Origin of the sequence: Paenibacillus lignilyticus (assembly GCF_017942085.1) — a bacterium.
Lineage (GTDB): Bacteria > Bacillota > Bacilli > Paenibacillales > Paenibacillaceae > Paenibacillus_Z > Paenibacillus_Z lignilyticus.
Window position 1 is genome coordinate 1 of record NZ_JAGKSP010000013.1, and the last position, 20,497, is coordinate 20,497.

The 20,497-nt window shown below is 49.3% G+C and carries 11 protein-coding genes; 2 read left to right on the forward strand and 9 right to left on the reverse strand.

Annotated elements, in window-relative coordinates; translation table 11 throughout:
• From I8J30_RS24145 to I8J30_RS24175, 7 genes are all read right to left on the reverse strand, one after another.
• Positions 1-6,739: endo-alpha-N-acetylgalactosaminidase family protein (locus I8J30_RS24145; protein ID WP_210662502.1), on the reverse strand; the 6,739-nt coding region annotated here is incomplete at its 3' end.
• A 372-nt stretch (positions 6,740-7,111) separates the two neighbouring features.
• Positions 7,112-8,764, reverse strand: coding sequence for a response regulator transcription factor (locus I8J30_RS24150; protein WP_210662504.1), 1,653 nt, complete (start codon positions 8,762-8,764; stop codon positions 7,112-7,114).
• A 39-nt stretch (positions 8,765-8,803) separates the two neighbouring features.
• A complete protein-coding gene (locus I8J30_RS24155; RefSeq protein WP_210662506.1) occupies positions 8,804-9,643 on the reverse strand; it encodes a carbohydrate ABC transporter permease in 840 nt (279 codons plus the stop codon).
• Between the two features lies 1 nt (position 9,644).
• Entirely contained in the window at positions 9,645-10,526 is an 882-nt protein-coding gene (locus I8J30_RS24160; protein ID WP_210662508.1) for a carbohydrate ABC transporter permease, read from the reverse strand.
• Positions 10,527-10,643: 117 nt separating this feature from the next.
• Positions 10,644-11,984, reverse strand: a complete 1,341-nt coding sequence (locus I8J30_RS24165) for an extracellular solute-binding protein (RefSeq protein WP_210662510.1) — start codon at positions 11,982-11,984, stop codon at positions 10,644-10,646.
• A 126-nt stretch (positions 11,985-12,110) separates the two neighbouring features.
• A complete protein-coding gene (locus tag I8J30_RS24170; RefSeq protein ID WP_210662512.1) occupies positions 12,111-13,922 on the reverse strand; it encodes a cache domain-containing sensor histidine kinase in 1,812 nt (603 codons plus the stop codon).
• Positions 13,923-14,048: 126 nt separating this feature from the next.
• The gene (locus I8J30_RS24175) at positions 14,049-14,945 is read right to left on the reverse strand and encodes a phytanoyl-CoA dioxygenase family protein (RefSeq protein WP_210662514.1); all 897 of its coding nucleotides are present in this window, start codon (positions 14,943-14,945) and stop codon (positions 14,049-14,051) included.
• Positions 14,946-15,180: 235 nt separating this feature from the next.
• Between I8J30_RS24175 and I8J30_RS24180 the strand changes: the two genes are divergently transcribed.
• Both I8J30_RS24180 and I8J30_RS24185 read left to right on the forward strand, forming a co-directional pair.
• A complete protein-coding gene (locus tag I8J30_RS24180; RefSeq protein WP_210662517.1) occupies positions 15,181-15,990 on the forward strand; it encodes a sugar phosphate isomerase/epimerase family protein in 810 nt (269 codons plus the stop codon).
• A gap of 16 nt (positions 15,991-16,006) precedes the next feature.
• Positions 16,007-17,779 (forward strand): glycoside hydrolase family 35 protein, encoded by a 1,773-nt coding sequence (locus I8J30_RS24185; protein WP_210662520.1) that lies wholly within the window; start codon positions 16,007-16,009, stop codon positions 17,777-17,779.
• A 55-nt stretch (positions 17,780-17,834) separates the two neighbouring features.
• On the opposite strand, the gene I8J30_RS24190 is transcribed toward I8J30_RS24185, so the two are convergent.
• Positions 17,835-18,743 (reverse strand): AraC family transcriptional regulator, encoded by a 909-nt coding sequence (locus I8J30_RS24190; protein WP_210662521.1) that lies wholly within the window; start codon positions 18,741-18,743, stop codon positions 17,835-17,837.
• Between the two features lie 73 nt (positions 18,744-18,816).
• On the reverse strand, positions 18,817-20,463 hold the full coding sequence (locus I8J30_RS24195) for an extracellular solute-binding protein (protein ID WP_210662523.1): 1,647 nt from the start codon (positions 20,461-20,463) through the stop codon (positions 18,817-18,819).
• Positions 20,464-20,497 lie beyond the last annotated feature (34 nt).

Below are 20,497 nucleotides of genomic sequence, written 5' to 3' on the forward strand. Positions count from 1 at the left end.
TCTTCTTGAACTGACTTACTTTAGTGCCGTCTACAGTTAGCGTAAAGTCGTACACGATGTGATCGCCGATCTGCGCTCTGGTTTGCTCGTTCAGCGTCGCTCCGTCGACCTGTTTCACCGATAGCTGTACTTCTTTGCCGCTATCGCCGATGATCGCGTTCCACATGCCTGCATCGAACGATACCTTTGCCAGACCTGCATCCAGCACCAGCGATTTCTTATCGTCTGCCAATTGGTTCACCTGCTGCGCCGGCAGCTGGAACACAATGCCGGTAATCGGTTTGGCAGCATCCACCGCTGCCGTTAGCGTGACGGATTTGGTTTTCCCTTCGCCCGCTTGAAGGAGTTCTGCTCCCGTTACTTTCACCGCTGCTTGACCGGATGCATCCGGCGTTGCTTTCAGCTCTACATGTCCCTCCGTCACGATTGTCGTTGGAGGTGTCGGCGTAGGCGGCGTAGGCGGTGTTGGGTCAACATTCCCCGTCGTTACTTCGATCGTAACTTCCGTACTGCTCGACAATTCGCCGTCCGTAGCCGTTACCGTGATGACGTAATTGCCTGCTGCGGCACTGCTCCACGCAAATGCGCCTGTGCTTGCATCCATGGAACTGCCCGCCGGCAAGTCTGCCGCGCTGTACGTCAATACATCTTCGTCCTCATCCGTTGCCGTCGCCGTGAAGCTTACCGCTTGGCCTGCGTTCACATGGATCGCTGCGATGTTCGCAATGACCGGCGCATGGTTCACCGGAGGCACGACTTCATCGCCTACGTGAATGGCAACATCACGGGTAACGGTAGCCGTGCCGTCCGTTGCTTGCACCGTCACAACGTAATCGCCCGTTGTTGCGTTCGCCCATTGGAACTCGCCTGTCTCGGCATCAAGCGTTGCGCCTGCCGGTAAATTCGAAGAACTGAATGCAAGGTCGTCCCCATCCTCATCCGTAGCCGGAACAGTAAAGCTTACGGTCTCTCCTGCCTGTACGGAGATCGGAGCAATCGTACCGATAACCGGTGCATGATTAGCCGAAGCAGCATCCAGATCATCCACGAAGAAATCATCCAGTACCACGACTACATCAATTGCCGACAACGTTGGAGCGCCGGGTGCTCTGACAACTTCAAATGCAATGTAGTAATCGCTGTAATCGCCCGTATTAAATGTCAGCTCAGCATTGGCTGTACCGGTTGATTTAATAATAGGGAATGTCCAATCTGGGATATTGCTCTTTCCAGTCCCCGTTGCTTCAGATAACAATACGCTTTGTTTCGGTCCGCCAGAGCGTGACTTCGCCGAAATTTGATACAAACCGGCTTTGTTCGCTTCGTATTTCAGTCCGACTTTATAAGTCGTATTCGCTTTAAGCTTCAGCGTAGATGGCAATGTAGCCGCAATCTCTTGCACGGAAGTTGTGCGGTTAATGAGATCTTGTTCGTTCGACTTTAAGGAGAACAAGCCGTCAATAACATACGTCATCGGCTGCTTCACATTCGGATCCGCTGCTTTCAGCTCATCGCTTGCTTTCTCCGCAAGATGAGTCTGATTGCCGCTGTTCGCCCGGAATGCAAATGGTCCAAGTCCTTCCGATACATTCTCGAAATCCTCATAGAAGTAGTGTGAGCCAAAATCCGTTTTCCCCGGATTCTCCCACAGTCTCACATCATCGAACCACACATTGGAAGTAGCCGCAGTTGCAGCATCTGCTTTCAAGGTAAGGGTCGCTTGGCCGGATTGGTCTGCCGTGAAATCGACTTCTAATCGTTGGAAGTACGTGCCTTTAAATTTACTAGGCTCCTCCAAGTTTTGAATCGTTGAAGCATCGATGGCATTCGATACTGCCGGGCCTCCGTAATTGGAAACTTGTAAGGACACGTTTCTATTAGAGGTGCTTGCAGTTTGATCGTCTTTGTTGCCGCCTGAGCCGTTATTGATATCCGCCCATACAGACGCTGTATAGGTTTTACCAGGGGTTAGGCCGGTTACGGATTGTGATAGTGCCGCATCGTCCGCACCGCTAATTCTCACATAATTGTTCATGTTGTAATCGTGCTCAACGGTAACATGGCTTGCAGCCCCGTTAGTGGTCGAAGCCTTCTGCCAGGACGTGAAGGTGCCGCTGTCGAAGCCCGGATCTTTGACCGGTCCGCCAACGCCCCACTCGGCAGCTTTCTGAATGGCGGAACCTTGCTCATCCGCTTTGGACTTATAAATGACATAAGGAACGCCAACCGTTGTATTGTCGATCGTCACTTTACCGTCCACGACAGAAAGCGTACGCTCCCAGACGCGGCCGGTATCCGTCAGCTTGTACATCTCAACCGAGGATAAGCCGTTCCAGCTGTTTGGCATATCCCAAGTCGTTGAACCGCCTTTAGGATTCCAATAGTAAATTTTCGATTCGTTTTGCGGATCCCACGGCAGGAACAATTGGGATTTCTGATTCTGAACATCCAATTGTCCGATTCCCGTGTCGCCCGCTCCTTTGTTCAGCACGACATCATAAATTGCAATTTTCTTGCCGTCTTTCTTGAGGGACGCCGTACCGAGAATCAGATTCGCGTTGGATGGGCTTGCATGATACTCATCCAAAGCAGTCGTTACGCCATTGCTGAATACGACGCTTTGATCCATACCCGTGCTGTCATAGGTAAGGTTCATAATCGGGAAGTGCTGCATGTATTTCGTCAGTAGATTGTTGTTGTAGAACAAATCGATCCCGTTCTGCATATCTGTTCTGCCCTGCCATGAACCTACACCCGCTTGCAGCATCCCTCTCAGGAGCACGCTCGTTGCAGGACTTGGCGCTTGGAACGTATCTTGATATTGGTTCTTCATGAAACGAACGATCATACTGCCGTCTGTTTTACTAGGGTAATAAGGGTCCGTTCCCCAGTGCGTCCAGATGACGTTCTGTTCCATTGGTCCGGAGAACTCGGTTGCGAACCAGAAGCCCAGCTTGTTCTGGATGATGTTCGCGAACTGATCCGCATGCCAGCCAGCTCCGCTGTAAACATCATCATAGACCATTGCCAGATTAGGAACTTCTTGTTTAAGCTGCGCGTATCTCCTCTCCAGTTCTCCTGTCGAGAGATCCTGTGCACGGTCCGGCCCATAGGTCGGATCGACCCAATCATAGGCGGAACCCGAGCTCGTCCATTTGTCTTTATCTGCATAATAAGCATCCGGGTCTTGACCGTCAATGTTGGTATGAACGCCGACTTTAACGTTATATTTCAACCCTTCATCGACAAGCGTGTTGAAATCCTTGAGTCCGCCCGGGCGGATACCGAAGTGTCCCGCAACGTCCGGATGGCTGTCATCATGTCCTTCAGCCTGATAGCCTTTTTCAAGGATTAACTGACCAAAGCCGTCGTAGAGATTGTAAAGCTTCTTCGCATTATCCAATGTTCTTAAGAATGGAGCCTGCGTTAAGCTGTTGAAGTTCATCGCGATATAGGATACATAATTGTTGATCTCGTCTGCTCCGGGATGGAGGTTCTGAGACCATTTGTCTCTGTATTCGATCGCTGCGTCTTTCCAATCCGCCGTACTATCGCTGTTTCGGTCCGGCGTGATGATGATCTCGGACGATAGATCATAGTTAGGAGGGAATTTCGCGTCGTCAATGACGTCGCCTCTTACATTCCACTGCCCGTTCCACATTGAGAGCAGCTTGTTCGAAGTGCCATTTTGAGCCGCGATATTCATAATCACTTTCCCAGGTTGGTTGATAACATTATTGATGATTGTCGCAGCGAGTTTACCATCGCTGACGAAACCATAGGTTCTGCTCTTGCTGTCTGCTTCTTGATCGGCAAGCTTCTCTCCGAATGCCGCATCATTCGTATAATACTCTTCATAGAATTGATTCCATTCCCCGGTAATCCATACGGATGCGCCTTGCGCATTCGGGTTAGCGCTGGAGACGGTCACCAATTTCTGATCCGGGAACTCCATTGTGACTACCTTATAACCTTCCGGCTCCGCATTAATATGCGTATTCATAAGAACGGATCCGTTCGTAACCTTGAAGGTGACGTCCATATCCACATTGCCGATTACGGCTTCCGTATTATCGTCGATTACAGGTACATTGAGCTTATAAACTACCGTATCGCCGGCTGTTTTCGTTGCGCTTACCACAGTCGCGAAGCTCTCGTTACCGTTTATTTTCACTTTATACAGGAAGTCGCTCTGACCTTGGAGCGTGTCTGTTACTTCATCGCCTACCCATGTGTAGCTGCGAACAGCCGGGAAGCGATTATCGAGCTCGACGCTTAATTTGCTCGATGCGATTGTGATAGGCGTCAGTGCACCCGGCGTTGGAGGCACCGGCGGCGCATATTTCTCTTGCGACAATTTGCTGACCGTAATTTTCTTCGCATCGAACCAGCTTCTGAGACCCACTTTGCCTTCCACGACAGGGAAGTCAGCTGATCCGCTTACAGCGAGTACATCGTTGACAAATACTTTGACGCTTTGTCCGATATACTTGATTTTTACCGTATATTCCGTGTCAGCAAGCAGGGTCGGGCCGTTGGTCGTGAGCACGCCATAATGTCCCGAGTCCGTTTGCCAGCCCCACTCTTTACTACCGTTATAGTAAATCATCGCGTATGGCTGGTTTGGCGACGTATATCGGAAATAGAAACCGATCCGACCGGTGGCGGAGCTCGTTGTCAATTTCACGGTATAAGTGCCATCTTGCACTTCAAGAGAATCATAGTCATAAATTTCGCCGAAAAAGTTATTAAACACGAGCTTATTATTCGTAATGGACGGTGCCGGCGTATAAGCAGATCCATCCCCGTTGTTTTTCCAAGTTCCTGTTACGCCATCCGTATAATCTCTGATGTATGTAGTAGGTTTAAGCGGTGTATATACATCGGTCTGATCATAATCGACTTTCATTTCATCCAATAATGTAGTTAGCGCCAAGGCGTTTGTCGAAATTCCCACACGGCCATAAGAGCTGAACAATCCGGGATGTGTACCGGCGTAAAGCTCAGTTCCATCTACGCTAAGCGCATAGTGATCGCCATGATAATCGATTTGCACTTGATGAGGCGTCGTGCCAAGAGGCTCCGGTGTGGTTGTTAAATCATAGCTTACATCCGTGCCGTCATTCATGCCGACCAGCTTCCAATTTCCTTCACTGTCGGTTCTTACCGCACTCCAGTTGCTTTCATCCTGGTAGCGGAACAGCAGTCCGGCATTCGTATACGTGCTGCCAAGCTGAAGCTTCGCACTGTATGTGCCGTCGCTAATCATCGGCGATTTGCTGTCTACAACTTGACTTGCCCCATTCGTTGTCACTACTTTAGCCAATCTGCCGGTAAAGCCCGGAAGAGGTGTCTTCAAAGAATAGGTGGAGTTCGTCGTCACCGTTCCGATATTGGCAACAGGCGCCGTTTCATTGTCAAAGTTACGGTCATACACCACGGTATTGTTGGTATCCGTTACTTTCACACTATCGATATTGAGCGATTTCGCTCCGTAGTAGGAGCGGAAACCGATTTTGCCTGCTGCAGTCGGCAGCTTATTGCCTGTCGTAGAAGAGTAGATCATTCTGCCGTCCAAATAAATCTCGTACGTATCCCCATTAAACGTTTCTTTCAAGGTGTAGATTTTGCCGGGGACAAGTGTTTCCGCTTTATTCAGGGATGTACCCCACACCTCTCCGGAACCATTGAATCCGTCCCAGATCCATCCGTTAGGGTCGCGGCAGACCAAGGAATAATGAGTGGCATCCTTTACGCGTACAGCAGGACAGAATTGCTCCGCTGCTCCGCCGTCGATGCCGAACTTCATCTCGACGGTACCATTGGCAATGTCAGGCATGTCGCTGAAATAGAAGACATTATTGCCGGTTTGCTGCGCTGCCAGAAACTTACCGTCCATGCCGGAGTAGGAAGCAGCGCCGCTGATCGCCGTATCGGTCTTTACGGCTCCATTGTCAGCCAGATTCGCTTCCGTTCCGCTTTCGAAATCATTCGTATACGTAAGCAGCTGCGGCTCCGTCGCCGATTCCTCCATATAGTTCAACGTGGAAGAAGAAACCTCAAAGTTATGCGTCCATTTAAAGGAGAGAACCCCTTCTTTACCCGCAGCAGTAGGAATAGTGGAAGATTTCGCCACGAATGCAGGCGTAGCTTCGCTGTCCAATACCTGCGTATCGTTAATGGAGACGACAAAATCTTTGCCCGAATAGTTGATATTCAATTTAAGAGGCACGCCTACTGCGGGCGAACCTGTCGCGATCGGGTAGGCCGCCCCGAAGTAACCATACCAATCTTCCGTTCCGTTGCTTTTCCAATTCATAAACCAGCCTACGCCGGGTTCATTCCCCAGGTAAACCCAGTTATTGGCGTCAATATAGCGAACTACGATACCATAGCGGTTAGCTGCACCTGATTTCGTAGTCAGCGTCGCCGTGTAATCTCCGTCCGCAACCGCAGGCGAATTCGAATCGATAATGAAGTTTTTGTACGAACCGTTATTCGTCGGCTCGTTGATCGTTAGTTTACCTGCTTCAGCCGTAATCGCAGCCGTTGCAGGTGCTTGGGATTGGATCCAGGTACCGGCATCATTCAAGTTGGAATGATAGGTTTGCTCGATTTGCGCGGCTTGAACAACCGAACTGCCCAGTACAGTCGAAAAACTTTGCATGGGTATCATGCCGGATGAGAACACAAGTGTCGCCGTTGTAATCATACTTAACGTCTTCTTCAATAACCTCACATTCATTACCTCCGTTGTCAGTTACCTCGCGGCCCACTGAGAATCGCGTGAACAGCTGTCTACTCCTTGCTCTACATGCGTAATCCCTTGAATACAACCCTCCTCTTCCATAAGTTTCCTACGATACTATGTATCTTACCGATAATGAAAACGCATTCAAATGATGATATTTGATAAAGAAATGATTTATTTTTCGTTTATTCTCGCATATTATTGCTGAAAAATATCACTTAAGCGAAAGAATCGGACAGAAAGTGATGTACATCGGTACATTTTGCACCTTTACAATGTGAATAGGAATAAAAAAACTCTAATTATTAGTTTTCCTTTGTAATATAAGGAAATAACTAATAATTAGAGTTCGATAATCGCTTACATGACCGAAGATGCGCTGCGATGCGTCTTCGGACTGTGACCCGTTATTTTTTTGAAAATACGGCTGAAATGCTCCGGATTCATATACCCGACCCGATCGGACACCTCGGATACTTTCATCCCGATTCCCATTAATCGTTTGGCTTCCTCGATTCTCAGCCTCGTCAAATATTGAATGAAGCTGCTGCCGACTTCCTTGGAAAACTGTTTACTTAGATAGCTCCCGCTGACGCCTACCATCTGACTGATTGAAGGGAGGGTAATATCCTCGCAATAGTGCTTGTCTAAGAATGTTTTTGCTTTCGCGACAGGAAGGGAGTATTTCTCCAGCTGCTTACATTCATGCTCGTGAATTAAGCCATGGATCTTGCCCAGCATGTCTTCCATCCACTGCAAGCTGTCCCTCATCGTGTTAAATTGCTCGATAAAGTCCAGCGGATTACTAAACCCCTCTTGGAGCTGCTGCCAACGCAAACCGCTCGGATACAGGATAGCGCCAATTTCCCACACCATCTCGGTAAACTCCGATTTGATGACTTCGGGTTTGATACTGTCGGCCTGCATGAGCAGCATACGAAATTGCGTATATTGCATCTTCCATTGCACGGTATCCGACTCCTTCAGGCTCTTCACCACTTCAGTTCTGGTCCTCCGCAGTTGGTCCAGGAAGGATTGTGATCCGGCTGGCTTCTCTGGCGAATGTTTGGATACCGGTACCGCCTCAGGAAAAAAAATTTTATCAAACCCTCGATAATAGCTAAGCTCTGCGGCATTGGATGACTGCTCCGCCAAATCAAGCCACTCGCATGAATTTCTGCCCCAGCCGCTGACGCCGATGGCGACAGAGGCATTTATAAACTGCTTTAGACGCACGCTGATTGTCGTCAGCACACCGTGGATGTTCTCACGCGCGGCAGTCTCGCTGCGTTGATGGGGAAACGCCATCAGCAAGGTGTACTCCTTAGGCAGCCTATCCAGAATGACGGCTCGGATCGCTTGAGAATCAATGACCGTCCGGATCGTTTGTTTAATAAATCCCGCCGAGCTTTCATTGAGGCTGATCCGAGAGAGTTTAACGGAAGCCGCAACGAGATTCACTTCACCAAGTACGGCCTTCAGCTCGGCAGAGGCCTCATTCCGAGCGGAGGCCTCTAATGGTTCATGGTTTAACAGAGAGATAAGCAAGGGTTCCAGATTCTTGTCAGGAAGCGCCGGCATATCCGCTTCAGCAACGGCTGCTTGCACCGGAGTCGCATCTCTATGCTTCATTACTTCATTCACGGCTTTAGACAGAATAGGCGCAAGATATGCTTCATCCATGTTGGCTTTGAGCATGTAATCCTTGGCTCCGTTAATAAACGCTTCCCTTACGTAATCGTAATCGTTGAATGCACTTAGAACGATCGGATAGACCGGCTTCGCCAGCTCGAGCCGACCCAGCTGCTGAAGAAATTGCAAGCCGTTCATCTTGGGCATCTGAATATCCACACAGACGATATCAATATCTTGATGCTGCGTAATGAAATGGATCGCTTCTTGACCATCCGATGCTTCTCCGACAATATGAATATCCGAATGTTGAGAGGTGATCATATGTCGCAACACGAGTCTGACTAACGGTTCATCATCCACTATCATCAGATTGATCATCTTCAGCGTTTCCCCCTTATCTCTGATTAAGACTGCCTGTTAACCCTTCACTGCACCGTCCATAAGGCCTTTAAAGATAAAACGTTGAAATGCGATGTATACCGCCGCACTTGGGATCAGCACGAGTACAATACCGGCGCAAAGCGCGGATAAATCGGAACCCCGCGCACCGACAAACTTCATCAGCGCCGTCGACATCGTGACCAGTTCCTTCGAAGGCATATACAGGAAAGGAATATAGACATCGTTCATGACGGTTACGCTCTTCAGAATCGCCAGCGTTGCAGTTGCAGGCAGCAATAAAGGAAATATAATCGAGCGGAAAATCCTTACGTACGTTGCCCCATCCAGCATTGCGCTTTCATCAAGCTGGCTAGAAATCTTCTCCAGAAATTGCATGTAAATATAGATCTGCATAATGTCCGTTCCAATGTAGATCAGAATCGGAGCACTCAATGCATCGTACATCCCAATGGAATGAATGATCTGGAACCGAGCGATCTCGGTCGTATACGCAGGAATAATCATTGCGACCAGAAACAGGCCGTAAACAACCTTCTTTAATTTAAACTGGAACCGATTCAAGATATAAGCGGTCATCGTGCCTAATATGGCGTTACCGCAGAGCGTAATAAATGCAATGATCGTTGTATTCCACAGCCCTCTCAGCATATCGCCTTGTGTGTAAGCCAGCTTGAAATTACTGAAGTTCAAGAAGCTGCTGGGCAGGGCAAGCGGCGTGGTTTGAAACAGCTCCGTTCTCGTCTTGAAGGCGCCGAATACTACGAGGACAATCGGAACGAACACAATTACGAAGATGAGCGCAAACATTGTATAATAGATCGCATTTCCCGGTAAGCTTCGTCTCCACCTGGACATATCAGTTCCCACTCCTGTCCTTGATGATCCAATTCTGTATCGAGGAGAACACGATAATCAGGATCAGCAATACTACGGCCATAGCCGAGGCTAAACCGAAATTATTAAATTTGAAGGCCGTGAATAAGGAGAATAAGCCAAAGGTGCTGCTGGCAACGCCGGGTCCCCCGCCTGTCATGACAAATGGAATATCGAATTGCAGCAATGCTCCCGTGACATTCATGAAGAGAATAATCTCTACGACTCGGCGAATACCCGGGAGCGTAATATAACGCTGCTTCTGCCAGAAGTTCGCCCCATCGATCGATGCTGCTTCGTATAAATCCTGCGGAATCGATTGAAGACCTGCCAGGAACAATATCACGTGCACCCCGCAGAAACGCCACAACGATACGGCAACCAGAGAGTAATTCACCAGCTTCAAATCGCTCAACCAGCCATGAATCCAGCTCTCCAGCCCGACGGAAGTCAACAAGCTGTTAAGCGGTCCGTTAATCGGAAAGTAAATATAACTAAACATATAAGCTACCGCTACGCCGTTGACGACATAAGGCATAAGTATAGTGAAGCGGAATAACGAGCTTCCGCGAATGGCCCGATTTAATAGAACGGCTACCATTAATTCCAAGGGAATAAACAACGTGTGCACAATAAAATAAATGCCATTGTTACTAATCGATTTCCATGCATCCGGCATCGAGAAAAGCACCTGCTTGTAATTCTCAAAGCCAATGTAGCTCTTAGAGGAGCTATATCCATCCCAGTTCGTAATGCTATAGTGAAACAGTTGTAAGGTCGGATACACTAAAAACAATAACAGCAATGAAACAGGGATGAATAAAAAGCCGAAGATAACCCATTTTTGCTGCGCCTGGTAATTCATTTTCATCCCTCCTGCAAGGTAACCGAATCTCTCTATCCTGCTCTTCCTGCCGCTTTGCTGAATAAGAGAGGGTACATGGTTTGACCCACAGCACCCTCCTTCACAGCTATTCCGTTATTACTTAATCGATTCTACGGCTTTCTTCCAGTTGCCATTCAACGTTTTCTCCACATCTTCCACGTTTTTACCCGCGAAGATGTCTGCTGCCGTTTTCTTCTCATCATATTGTGCAGCTGCTTTTACTTTCGCATATCTCTCGTTAGTAGCATCGTAGATAAACGGAACGAATGGAGCTACCTCGTTCGATTTATTAAAGAATGGAAGATCGGAAGTTACGCCTTCAACAGTAGAAGTGTTTTTCAACGTGTTGATATACGGTTGGTAAACTTCAGGACTAAACATCCATTCCATGAATGCTTTCGCTTCTTCCACATTCGCGGAATTTTTGTTAATGGAAACGTATTGATCGGCAAGCGTCATGTTCGGAAGCGGATCGCTCGCGGAAGTTCTCCAAGGCATCGGGAACGCCGCAAGGTCATCGTCATTGCCTACCTTCGCCAGATGATCTGCATAATACCATTGTCCTAACGCTACGATTGCCGCTTGCTTAGCTTGGAACAATTGAGTCGCTTGATCATAACCAATACCCAGCGCATCCGGTCCTGCCAATTTGTCCGTAGCGATCTTCTTAATCATGTTTGCAACCGTCTCGAACGTAGAACCCTTACCGAACGGTTCTGCATTAGTAGCCAAGTTCGCTTGGTATTGCTCATCCTTGGAAAGAATGTGAGGACCAAATTCGGCGAACGGATAGAACGTCCAATCATCCTTACCGCCCAATGCAAGCGGGATATATTTATTGCTGGCTTTGATTTTCTCAAGCACATCAATGAACTCATCCATCGTCTGCGGAATTTGCAGATTCAGCTCTTCGAAGATACTAGGGTGATAGTAAACATACTCCGAGAAGGATACCAGCGGCAGGCCCAGTGTTTGGCCGTCGATAACACCTGGGAATTTGTTTGTTTTCGAAGCCGGCAGCTCATCGAGCGGAAGCAAGGAATCTTTATAAATTTGGAAGTGAGCCGGTTTCAAGTACATCAGATCCGGCAGGTCGTTTGCTGCAAGGCGTACTTTCAAATATTGACCGCTGTTATCCGGAATCGTTTCAACTTCGATGGAAACGTTTGGTTTCAGCTTTGTGTACTCTTTCACTTTCTCTGTCCAGAACTCGATATCTGTTTTGGCTTCCCACATGCCGAGTTTCAGCTTAACAGGCTTAGCCGTGTCAGCTTCCGTCGTATTCGCAGCTGTGTCTGCTTCTGTGTTTGTCTCAGCAGCCGTGGTATTGTTACTTGTGTTCGTGTTGTTCTCTTTGCTGCTTCCGCAGCCTGTCAACATCGCTACCGCAAACATACATACCACCAGCAATACATTAAAAAGCTTCTTGTTACGCATTGATTCAACCCTCCGTTTATAGTGACCATCTGTGGTTGCTGTTCTTCAACCTTCTTCATAATAACGCCAATGTAACCGCATCCAAATGATTGTTATTGAGGTAAACATGATCTTTTTTGAACCATTCTACGCCGACATGACTTCCTCATCATCAGAACTGCTTATGAGGGGTAAAAGCAGCTTAACGCGCGTGCCTCCTCGTTCGCTCGCCTCAATCTGAAGGCCGTACGTTTTTCCGTAATGAAGCTGAATGCGCTGATGAACGTTCAATATGCCCATTCCGCTGTAGCTGCGATCTTTGACAGGCTCTTCCGCTTGTTTCCGATAACTCTCCAAGGCTTGATCCGTCACACCAACTCCGTTGTCCTCGATGCAAACCAGAAGAGCATTATTCTTCAAGCACGCCGAGATGTAGATGATGCCGCCGTGATCCCGCCCGTTTAATCCATGGATCAGACTATTCTCAATGATCGGCTGCAAGAGCAGCTTCAGCACAAACAAGGTCCGCACGGATTCTTCGATCTCCCACACCGTTTCAAACTTATTCCCATAACGAATTTCCATAATGGATAAATAGTGCTTCAAGTTCTCTACTTCATCCGAGAGCCTCGCAAGGCGCCCGCCGCGGTTAAACGACGACGATAACAACCGCATCAGCGAGTTCGTCATGTTCTGAATATTGTCCGCTTTACTAATCAGCGCCATCAGCTTAATCGCATTGAGCGTGTTGATTAAGAAATGCGGATTAATTTGCGATTGCAGCACCGAGAATTCAGCCATCCGTTTTGCTCGTTCTTGTTCTTCATGCTGCTTCATCAGCTGTTGAATCTTCACGATCATATGATTGAACGTATTGCCAAGGGTCAGCAGCTCCAGACTTCCGGAGGCATGTACATGAGTTGTCAAATCGCCATCCATGACGCGCGACATTTGACGCATGAGCCGGTTGATCGGCTTCGTGACATTACGCACAAAATAGATGGCTACGGCTCCCAGCGACACAATGACCAGCATCGCGGCAAGCAGAATGATTTTGTTCACGTTCTCATAATTCACGATTAACTCGCTGTAAGGCGTTATATTCACGATTTTCCAATCGGCTTCGCCGACATTGGCATACGTAACCAGCATCTTCTTCCCATCGATCGTCTTCAGAAAATGCCCCCATTTCCCGGTAAGCTTCTGAAGAATCGGCCCTATTGATTCCCCTTGCCGTGCAAGCTGTTGGTTCGAGGTCACAACGGATCCGTCACCGTCTACCAGAAATACTTTCGATGATCGATTCGTATCCTGCAGCAGAATGTTTTCGAATTCGCCTCCGCTAAATGCAAAATAGATCACTTCCACATTTGATAAAATATTAAAGACGCTCGGTGAGAAGGAAGCCGTCATGATGCTGGTAAGCAGCTTCTCGCTATGAACCACTAGGGGCTGCTCCCCAAGAAAATGAATTTTGTCGGGCTTCTTGAGCGCCAACTGATACCAATCCGTCTTGCGAGTCGTCACTTCATTCCCTTCCATATTGCTTAGATAGGTATAGCTGCCTTTTTCCTTGAAGAAAAATTTAACGGAGAGAACATCCGACATGACGGATGACGTATGCTTATTGAGAATTTTATGCAGCTTGCTGATATTCGTTTGTCTATCCACCGAGGTGGTCGTTTGAATATCCGAAGCGGTCGTCAGCACATCCGGATCCATGCTGATCGCCGCGAAGATGCTGATCATTTTGTTAATTTCCTGTTTCGTCGCATATGCAACGGTTTGCGAAGACTGAAGCGTTCGCTCGGTAGCCTGATTAATGACATCGGTTTTGTACATACGCAGCACAAAGATACTGCTGAGCGTAATTGGAATGATGACGATGAAGACGACAAATATGCTAAGAATCGTAGATAACTTCATGCCGTTGGTTCGGGCGAGCAGTGCTGATTTCATGTGTGACCCCTCTCTCTGTAACCGTATCCGCCACGCAATGATCACCCGGAATGAACCTAGCCTGCTATAGAATCGAGAACAAAGTGCTCCCCATGCAGGGAGCACTTTGCGTTCACTCTAGTACGACTAGATATTCCATTCTTTTCTTGCTTCCTCGATCGACTTCGACTTTTCCTTGCCCCAAGCGTAATGACCTTTCGGCTTCACGCCGACCCAGCGCTCGTCCACAGGCTCTGATTTCAGCTGATAGCGGGTATCCGAGCTTAAGCGATATCGATTCGTCATGTTATTAACCGAGCCGTGCAGCAAGAACATGCCGAAGATAATCATATCGCCTGCTTCAAACGGCGTAGTTGCCCATTGTCCGCCGAATTTCTCCACGCACTCCACGGGATCCTTGGAGATCCAGCCCAGCTCGATATTGTCACGATCCACGTCCATTTGCCCGTAGGTCGATCTCATCTTGTCAAAGTGCTGCGAGCCCAGGCAAATGGCCAGCGGTCCTTGCTCGTAAGGTACGTCGCCAAGCGGCGTCCACATCGTATACACCTGCTTCGTTCCGCGTCCCATATAAACGATATCGTAATGCGCGCCGGTAAAGTCTCCGTTTCCTACAGCGCGCGGCCATTTGTAATCGTACGTCATGGATTCGCCGCCAAGAAGACGGTCGAAGAAGCCCATAACGTTGCTGCTGTTCACAAGGTTATAGAAGCCTTGCATATCTGGATCTTCATCATTCGCCGCGCCGCCGAACATAACGCCCTTGGAACCGGCTGCAATGACACCGTCTTCGATCGGGAATTCCGGATCAAGCCGGCCCATGCCGTTCAGCTTATTCAGGATTCCGCCCCGTGCTTTCATGACATCCTCACGCTTATGAAAGCCGCGAATAAGCAGATAACCATCCTCTTCCAGACGTTCGCGAAGCGCTTCCGCGTTATCCAAAATATCATTGGCACTGCGCAGCTCCGTCATATATTTACTGCCCATTTCCAGCTCTGCTTGTCCGATATGAATCTTCATTTGCGTTACCCCCAGATTGAATGAATGAACTGACAGGCAAATCGTAACATGCCGTTTACGGCTCGAACCATTTCGAATGGTATGCGTTTTTTATACAAATGTAGTCGCAATTACGCTCCCATCGACAGCATATTTCGCCATACATTTATGCAAAAAGGCAAGACGATCTGAAATAGCAAGCCCTTTCATTCGTTGCTATGATAGAACTTGATTAATAGAAAGGGGCACTGCGCTTATGAGTCTTCGATTGTTTAAGTCGTTATGGGGGATGGAGCACCTCACCTACCGGGAAAGCATCCGACAAATTGCCGCTGCCGGCTATGACGGCGTTGAAGCACCTGTCCCATCGCCGGAGCAAGCAGGTGAATTTATAGAACTGCTGCAAGAATATAAGCTGGCTTACATTGCATTGATTGCTTCCACTGGCCAATCCTTGCAGCAGCATAAGGAAACATTTGCGAACGGGGTTAACCGGGCAGCCGCGCTAAACCCGCTTCTTGTCATATCGCACAGCGCAAGGGACTGTATGTCAGATGAAGAGCAATCCGACTTCTTCCGCGCCGCGATTCACGAACAGAAGGCCGCCGGCGTTTCCGTCGGACACGAGACCCATCGACACCGTGCGATGTACACACCATGGAACACGGCCAAACTGCTGGAATTATTCCCGGATCTTCGGATCACGGCGGATTTCAGCCATTGGTGCTGCGTCTGTGAATCGCTGCTTCCTGATCAAGGGAAAGCGATCCGGCTGGCCAGCGAACGAACCATCCATATTCATGCCCGCGTAGGGTATGCGCAAGGTCCGCAAGTTCCCCATCCCGCAGCGCCTGAGTATGCACTGGAGCTCAAGACGCATGAGGACTGGTGGAAGCTTATCTTCGAAATCCGTAAAGCCGGCGGATATGAGATCACGCCGGTCACGCCTGAATACGGTCCGCCGGGATACATGCATACGCTTCCTTTCACGAATCAGCCGGTAACCGACTTATGGGACACCTGCTTGTGGATGGGAAATCGTTTAAGGACCGTATTAGCTAACTAACAGGGGGTATTGCACAGTGAGCCGATTTGCTATTGATGGACGCCAATTTGTAGTGGATAACAAGAATTTTCAAATGATCTCCGGCGCTATTCACTATTTCCGCGTCGTTCCCGAGTATTGGAAGGACCGCTTGCTGAAGCTTAGAGCATGCGGCTTCAACACCGTTGAAACTTATATCGCTTGGAATATGCACGAGCCCAAACAAGGGCAATTCTGCTTCGCCGGTATAGCGGATGTCGTTCGATTCATTGAGATCGCAGCCGAAATCGGCCTCTATGTCATCGTTCGCCCCAGCCCTTATATTTGCGCAGAGTGGGAATTCGGCGGCCTGCCATCGTGGCTGCTCGCAGAAGACGGCATGAAGCTTCGCTGCCGCTATCAGCCGTACTTGGACCGGGTCGATGCCTACTACGATGTGCTAATGCCTCTCTTAGTTCCGCTGCTGCATACCAATGGCGGCCCGATTCTCGCCATGCAGGTTGAGAATGAATACGGCAGCTATGGCAACGATAAAACTTATTTAGCCTACCTGCGCGAAGGTATGATTCGCCGCGGCATTGATGTTCTGCTCTTTACCTCCGATGGACCTGAGGATCATATGCTTCAAGGCGGTACGCTGCCGGGTACGCTCGCGACGGCAAACTTTGGCTCAAGGCCGGAAGAAGCCTTCGATAAATTAAGCGAATACGAGCCGGACAACCCGCTTGTATGCATGGAATACTGGAATGGCTGGTTTGATCACTGGGGCGAAGAGCATCATGTCCGCGGCTATGATGATGTCGCCGACGTGCTCGACCGCATTCTGAAATCAGGCGCTTCCGTAAACTTCTATATGTTCCAGGGCGGTACGAATTTCGGCTTCTACAACGGAGCGAACTTCTTCACCTCCTACGAGCCTACGGTGACCAGCTATGACTACAACGCGATGCTTAGCGAATCCGGTGCCATCACCGATAAGTACCTGGCCATTCGGGATGTCATCTCGAAGTACGTCGACATACCGGCGGAGCTTCTTCCGGAGCCGATCCCTACGAAACGCTATGGCGCCGTGCAGCTTACGGAACAAGCGCGCTTGTTCGATGTGCTTGAAGTCTTATCGAATCCGGTGAAGAGCGTGTATCCGGAAACGATGGAGAAGCTCGGACAAGACTATGGGTTTGTTCTCTACACGACTCGGGTCAGCGGACCAAGGCCGCTCAGCAAAGTGGTCGTTCAAGAAGTGCGCGACCGTGCACTTGTCTTCCTGGACCACGAATACAAAGGCGTTATTGAACGTAATAAGCACGACTTAACGATTGAAATCGCGGAAGGCGATATTGCCCTAGAGATCCCGCAGGAAGGCGCGTCATTGAGCCTGCTTGTGGAGAATATGGGACGGATCAATTACGGCTGGAAAATGAACGATCCGAAAGGCATTACCGAAGGCGTTCGCCTCGAGCGGCAATTTCTGTATGATTGGACGATCCATCCGCTGCCGCTCGATGATCTGTCGGCGCTGACTTATGCTCCGCTGGAGCAGGAAGCCCCGCAGAATGGACCGACCTTCTATAAAGGCAGCTTTCATGTGGATGAGCTTGCCGATACCTTCTTGAACATGAAGGGCTGGACCAAAGGCGTCGTGTTCATCAATGGCTTTAATTTGGGACGCTACTGGGACATTGGACCGCAAATGACGCTCTATGTTCCCGCGCCTCTTCTTAGGGCAGGCGATAATGAAATGGTCATCTTCGAGCTTCACGGGATGGTTGAACCTACGGTAACCCTGCAGGAATCCCCTGAGCTTGGCTAAAGGTTAAAGATCAAAGGCCCGGGGGCGCTTCCTTTCCCGGATTTTTGATCTTTTTCTATTTCGCTCTGGCATGCTGCCGAAACCGCACCGGAGGCATGCCGACAATCGCCCGGAAAGCCCGGCTGAAATGGGCCGAAGAGGAGAACCTCAAATGCTGTCCAATCTCTTCCATGCTCCAATTCATCGTCATCAGCAGATTCTTCGCTTCCCGAATACGAGCGTTTATTATATAGACGCTCGGTGAAATGCCGTACACGTTCTTGAAGCAGGTATGCAGATGCGTACGGTGCACATTCAGCTGTTTGGCCACATGGTGCACACGTATATCCTCAAGGAGATTCTCCTCGATATAGCAAGCTGCCTCGCGGGCAAGCCTGATTTGCGACGGGGTGACCTCGGTATCCGAGAATTCGCCATCGCTTTCCTGCAGAAGCCGATTCGCGAGCATGCCCACAATCTCGAGCAAGCTGGCATGAATGCTCAGCGTCCGAATCGATTTCTCCATCTGAAGCCTAAATGCCTCCGGCCGCTGTACCGCATCCTTCTCCCGCGCGTTCTCTTGCCCCATGCGATGAAGATCCACGCCAAACTCCTTCAGAAACAGCTGGATCCGGCTTATTAAAGCTTCATTCTCTGCATGACGAAACAACTGATAGGTAGACGATTGAAAGATAGAATGCACATCAGGCAGCTCAACATCAAAGTGGAAATCAAAAAACATGCAATCCGTCACGGCCTCTGTTCGATGGTACATGTCCGAACCGATGAGAATGGCATCCCCGGGATACAGGTGATACTGCTGCCCATTCACCCACTGCCGAATTTCTCCCTTCACGCAGCATAGAAATTCAAAGAACGGATGGCGATGGTTCGGATAGGACCACCCGGCCCGATTCCGTGAGTATTCCATACCGGGTATTCGAATCGCGCTGTACATATTCGGCAGCACAAACAAGTTGTCCATGAAAGCTTCCTCCATCCTCGATTGATAGAACAATAGCGCCAGGTAACCCCAGCGCTAATTACTCTCCTGATTGCTATTCTTTTATGGCCGCCGCAACTTCCTTGGAAATTTCATCGCCGCCTTGGGCGTTGAAGTTATCTACGAATTCGTCAAAAGAATCCAAATCCGCGCTGCCCATGATAATCCTCGTGAACGCCTCATTTTCCAGCTTCAGCAAGCTGTCCCACTTGGTTTCCATCGTTTTCGTTTGTCCATAGTACAAGCTGAAAACTTTGTTCATCGGCTTCAACAATTGCTGGCCGGCTACGACGTAAGAGAAAGCCGGCCCCCATTTCCCGAAGTCTGCCGCAGGGTTGTCTCTCGTTGCGAGCCAATCCTCATAAAGCGGCTTCTGATTGCTGTTCAAGGTGGAAACATCGGCTGTTCCATTCAACACATCGCTCAGAGCCTTCGAATTCCGTTCGACATTATCCGCATAAGTCGTTGCACTGCGCATCGGCCAGTTCTGGAAGCCAACGCCCGGATCGAGCTTCAGCGCATCCGGATCCGCATAGGTTTCTGCCGCGACCTGCACGTTAATATATTTCATCAACGCTTCCGGGTGGCTAAAGCCTTTCCTTACGACGAAGAACGCGCTTGTCGGCGATTGCACATGCGTATTGAATTGACCCTCGGAATCCAGAGGCGCCATATAGGGCTTCCATACCGCAGACGGATCATTCCTCATCGATTCCGGGATCGGATCGTAACCCATCCACCAAGGCGCGAAGAAGATCCCGGAAGTGCCTCCCTTCACCAGCTCCAAATTATCGCTGCGAAGCGCAAATTCTTGATCGATCAAGCCGGCTGCGTACATTTCGCGAAGCTTGCCAAGCGCTTCCTTCGTCTCCGGCGTAGTACCGCCAAACACAATGTTGCCCGCGCCGTCCTTCACCCAGTTTAGCGGGTAAGAATGATAAGCCGCGAAGATGGGATCGAACTCGCCTATTGCATTATCCATTTCGAATAGCGCCTTGCTTCCGGTAAGGCCAACTGTACCTTTGCCGCTTGCGTCCTTATCGATGAAGGCTTTGGCGACAGCGGCAATTTCATCCACTGTTTTCGGAGGCTGCAAGCCCAGCTTGTCCAGCCAATCCTGACGAATCCACATCATATAGATCGAATCCGCCAACGTTTGCGAATTTGGAAGCGCCATGAGCTTGCCGTCGAAGGTTGCCTGCTTTAACCCGATTTCATCCGCGGATTTATACATGTCCTTGATTTGCGGAGAAGCATATTGCCGATAGATATCCGTCATATCCTCAATCAGTCCCGCATCTACCAGCTGCACCAAATCCGGATATTGCACGATCATCGCATCCGGAATGTCGTTGCTCGCGATCGCGAGCTTCAGCTTCTGGAGATTCGCGTCGCTTCGGGATTGCCACACATGATTAAACTTGATATTCAGTTTGTCCTTGGTATATCGGGTGTATTGATTGTTCTCCACCGTGTCCCCGACCGGCAGCGTCTTCTCCGAAGCTGCATCGATCCCTTTGCCGATGTTGATCGTAACCGTCTCTGCATATTTACCGAACGGATCCGCCGGCGCAGCCGCTTTATTGGTTTCATTCGCGGTGTTACCGGGTGCATTCGAGGTGTTAGTATTCGATGAACATCCTGCCGTCACTGCCAAACATACTGTCAACACGACAGCCGATTTATACAATCGTGCTTTCATCTTGATCCCCCTGTACTGTCGGTTGGCTTTTTAC

Excerpts from the sequence above, each read along its gene's own strand:
- I8J30_RS24170 (WP_210662512.1), bottom strand. The coding sequence starts at position 13,922 with ATGAAATCAGCACTGCTCGCCCGAACCAACGGCATGAAGTTATCTACG.
- I8J30_RS24150 (WP_210662504.1), bottom strand. The coding sequence starts at position 8,764 with ATGATCAATCTGATGATAGTGGATGATGAACCGTTAGTCAGACTCGTG.
- I8J30_RS24180 (WP_210662517.1), top strand. The coding sequence starts at position 15,181 with ATGAGTCTTCGATTGTTTAAGTCGTTATGGGGGATGGAGCACCTCACC.
- I8J30_RS24190 (WP_210662521.1), bottom strand. The coding sequence starts at position 18,743 with ATGGACAACTTGTTTGTGCTGCCGAATATGTACAGCGCGATTCGAATA.
- I8J30_RS24165 (WP_210662510.1), bottom strand. The coding sequence starts at position 11,984 with ATGCGTAACAAGAAGCTTTTTAATGTATTGCTGGTGGTATGTATGTTT.
- I8J30_RS24160 (WP_210662508.1), bottom strand. The coding sequence starts at position 10,526 with ATGAATTACCAGGCGCAGCAAAAATGGGTTATCTTCGGCTTTTTATTC.
- I8J30_RS24175 (WP_210662514.1), bottom strand. The coding sequence starts at position 14,945 with ATGAAGATTCATATCGGACAAGCAGAGCTGGAAATGGGCAGTAAATAT.
- I8J30_RS24195 (WP_210662523.1), bottom strand. The coding sequence starts at position 20,463 with ATGAAAGCACGATTGTATAAATCGGCTGTCGTGTTGACAGTATGTTTG.
- I8J30_RS24155 (WP_210662506.1), bottom strand. The coding sequence starts at position 9,643 with ATGTCCAGGTGGAGACGAAGCTTACCGGGAAATGCGATCTATTATACA.